Below are 3,391 nucleotides of genomic sequence, written 5' to 3'. Positions count from 1 at the left end.
CTGATATAAATCTATGCCAATTGCTAATTATTAATGAATATTGAGGAGCATATTATGCCTGTAGTAATTAAACGAGATGGTTGTCAAACTGCATTTGATGAGACTCGAATTAACGATGCCATTGTTAAAGCTGCTGTGGCAGCCAATGTTCATGATCCAGATTACTGTGCAACAGTTGCTCGTGTTGTGACCAATCAAATGAGTGAATATGATAGTGTTGATATTAACGAAATTCAAAATGCAGTTGAAAATCAGTTAATGTCAGGTCCTTATAAAAAATTAGCGAGAACTTATATTGAATATCGTCACGATCGCGATCGTGCCCGAGAGGAGCGTAGTCGGTTAAATCAAGATATTCGAGGGTTAATTGAGCAAAGTAATGTTGCTATTTTAAATGAAAATGCTAATAAAGATAGCAAAGTAATACCGACTCAGCGCGATTTACTTGCGGGTATCGTGGCAAGGCATTATGCTAAACAATATATTTTACCAAAAGACATTTCTCAAGCTCATGATTGCGGTGAAATTCATTATCATGATTTAGATTATGCGCCATTCTTCCCAATGTTTAACTGTATGTTAATTGATTTAGATGGTATGTTAACTAACGGATTTAAAATGGGTAATGCTGAAATTGAGCAGCCAAAGTCAATTGCAACAGCGGCAGCTGTAACGGCACAAATTATTGCGCAAGTTGCTAGCCATATTTATGGCGGTACGACAATTAATCGCATTGATGAAGTTTTAGCAAAATTTGTTACCATCAGTTATAACAAACACAAAAAAGTGGCTGAAGAGTGGAATATCCCAAATCCAGAAGCTTATGCTGAAAGCCGTACCGAAAAAGAGTGTTATGATGCGTTTCAGTCTCTAGAGTATGAAGTCAATACTTTACATACCGCTAATGGCCAAACACCATTTGTTACTTTTGGCTTTGGGTTAGGGACTAGCTGGGAATCACGATTAATTCAACAATCTATTTTAAATGTTCGTATTAAAGGACTTGGCAAAAATCACAAGACAGCGGTTTTCCCAAAACTGGTTTTTGCAATTAAAGATGGTATTAATCATAAACAGGGCGATGCTAATTATGATATTAAGCAACTTGCACTTGAGTGTGCAAGTAAGCGGATGTATCCGGATATTTTAAATTACGATAAAGTCGTTGAGGTAACAGGATCATTTAAAACACCAATGGGATGTCGCAGCTTTTTGGGTGTTTATGAAGAAGACGGCCAACAAATTCATGATGGGCGTAATAATTTAGGCGTCATTAGCCTTAATTTACCGCGTATTGCTATAGAAGCTAAAGGTGATGAAGCTCGCTTTTGGGAAATTTTAGATAAACGTTTAGCGCTATGTAAAAAAGCATTAATGACGCGTATTGCTCGACTTGATAGCGTAAAAGCACGTGTAGCTCCTATTTTATACATGGAAGGTGCTTGTGGTGTGAGACTTAACGAAGACGACAATATTTCTGAGATTTTCAAAAATGGTCGCGCTTCAATTTCTTTAGGTTATATTGGTCTTCATGAAACATTAAATGCACTTTACGGAAATCAAACGCATCCATTTGATAGTGATAAATTACGCAAAAAAGGTGTGGCAATTGTTGAGCGTTTACGTAATGCGGTAGATCAATGGAAGAGTGAAACTGGTTATGGGTTTAGTTTATATAGCACGCCAAGCGAAAATTTATGTGATCGATTTTGCCGGCTTGATACGGCTGAGTTTGGTGTAATTCCTGGTGTTACTGATAAAGGTTATTATACTAACAGTTTCCATCTTGATGTTGAGAAAAAGGTTAATCCGTACGAAAAAATCGAATTTGAAAAACCTTATCCTCAAGTCGCCAATGGTGGTTTCATTTGCTATGGGGAATATCCAAATATGATTAATAATATCAAAGCGTTAGAAGATGTTTGGGATTATAGTTATTCTCGAGTTCCTTATTATGGGACTAATACGCCAATAGATGAATGTTATGAATGTGGTTATACCGGTGAATTTTCTTGTACCAGCAAAGGCTTTGTTTGCCCAAGTTGTGGTAATCATGATTCTTCAAAAGTATCGGTTACTCGTCGTGTTTGTGGATATTTAGGTAGTCCTGATGCTCGCCCATTCAATTCAGGTAAACAAGAAGAAGTAAAACGTCGAGTTAAACATTTAAATAATGGTCAAATTGGTTAATAATCAATAAATATTTATGAATTATCATCGTTATTATCCTGTTGATGTTGTTAATGGGGAAGGAACTCGCTGTGTTCTTTTCGTTGCTGGCTGTGTACATCAGTGCCCAGGGTGCTATAACAAAAGTACATGGGGTATCAATTCTGGTTCGCCATTTACTCAATCACTTGAAGATCAAATTATTAAAGATTTACAAGATACCGAAATAAAACGTCAAGGATTATCGCTTTCTGGTGGTGATCCTTTGCATCCTCAGAACGTTCCAACTATATTAAAACTGGTCCAACGTGTTAAATCTGAATGCGATAATAAAGATATTTGGCTTTGGACGGGGTATAAGCTTGATGAGTTAACCGCTGAACAACAAGCTGTTGTTCCTTATATTGATGTGTTAATTGATGGAAAATTTGTGCAAGAACTTGCTGATCCTCGTCTATTATGGCGAGGAAGCAGCAATCAAATTATCCATCGTTTTAAATAAAAATGATTAGTGAATTATTGGGATTTGTGTAAATTGAGAAGATAGGAAATCGCTTCACGGTAGTTAATTTCTAGATTTTCGCTACTTGACGAGGATATGTGTAAGTCAGTAATTTTACCATTATGAATTCCATAAACCCAACCATGTAAATTCACTTTTTGCCCTCGTTGCCATGCTGATTGAATAATTGTAGAGTGGCCGAGGTTGTAGACTTGCTCAACCACATTAAGTTCACACAATACATCCAAACGAATTTCGGGTGGGAATTCTCCTAGTAGGGAGCTATTGCGAAACCATAAATCGCGGATATGCAACAGCCAGTTATTAATTAACCCTAAATCAGGATTTTCAACCGCATCACGAATTCCCCCACAGCCTAGATGACCACAAACAATGATATCTTCGATTTTAAGAACATCTACAGCATATTGAACGACTGATAAACAGTTTAAATCAGTATGTATTACAAGATTACCGACATTTCGATGTACAAATAATTCACCCGGTTTTAGCTTAATAAGTTTTTCTGCTGAAACGCGACTATCTGAGCAGCCGATCCACAAAAATTTCGGATTTTGTTCAATGGCAAGTTGTTTAAAAAATTCTGGATCTTCTTGCTCTATTTTTTCTGACCATTCGTGATTAAAACGAATCAAATCTTGTACATCAAACATAATTGATATTTCCTCATCTATTTCATTATTATTTTTATTATTATAT

3 protein-coding genes are annotated in these 3,391 nt (G+C 36.2%); 2 read left to right on the top strand and 1 reads right to left on the bottom strand.

Annotation, left to right across the window (positions count from 1 at the left end; translation table 11 throughout):
• The first annotated feature begins 51 nt into the window (after window positions 1-51).
• Window positions 52-2,190, top strand: coding sequence for an anaerobic ribonucleoside-triphosphate reductase (gene nrdD / locus A9G30_RS10560; protein WP_065588930.1), 2,139 nt, complete (start codon window positions 52-54; stop codon window positions 2,188-2,190).
• Between the two features lie 16 nt (window positions 2,191-2,206).
• Complete coding sequence (nrdG, locus tag A9G30_RS10555) at window positions 2,207-2,671, top strand: anaerobic ribonucleoside-triphosphate reductase-activating protein (RefSeq protein ID WP_065582142.1); 465 nt, start codon at window positions 2,207-2,209, stop codon at window positions 2,669-2,671.
• A gap of 14 nt (window positions 2,672-2,685) precedes the next feature.
• Here nrdG and can read toward each other — a convergent pair whose 3' ends face one another.
• On the bottom strand, window positions 2,686-3,345 hold the full coding sequence (gene can, locus A9G30_RS10550; RefSeq protein WP_065567317.1) for a carbonate dehydratase: 660 nt from the start codon (window positions 3,343-3,345) through the stop codon (window positions 2,686-2,688).
• Between the last annotated feature and the right edge of the window lie 46 nt (window positions 3,346-3,391).

Source organism: Gilliamella sp. Fer4-1, assembly GCF_001690515.1.
Lineage (GTDB): Bacteria > Pseudomonadota > Gammaproteobacteria > Enterobacterales > Orbaceae > Gilliamella > Gilliamella apicola_C.
This window is presented reverse-complemented; position numbering and strand designations above follow the sequence as displayed.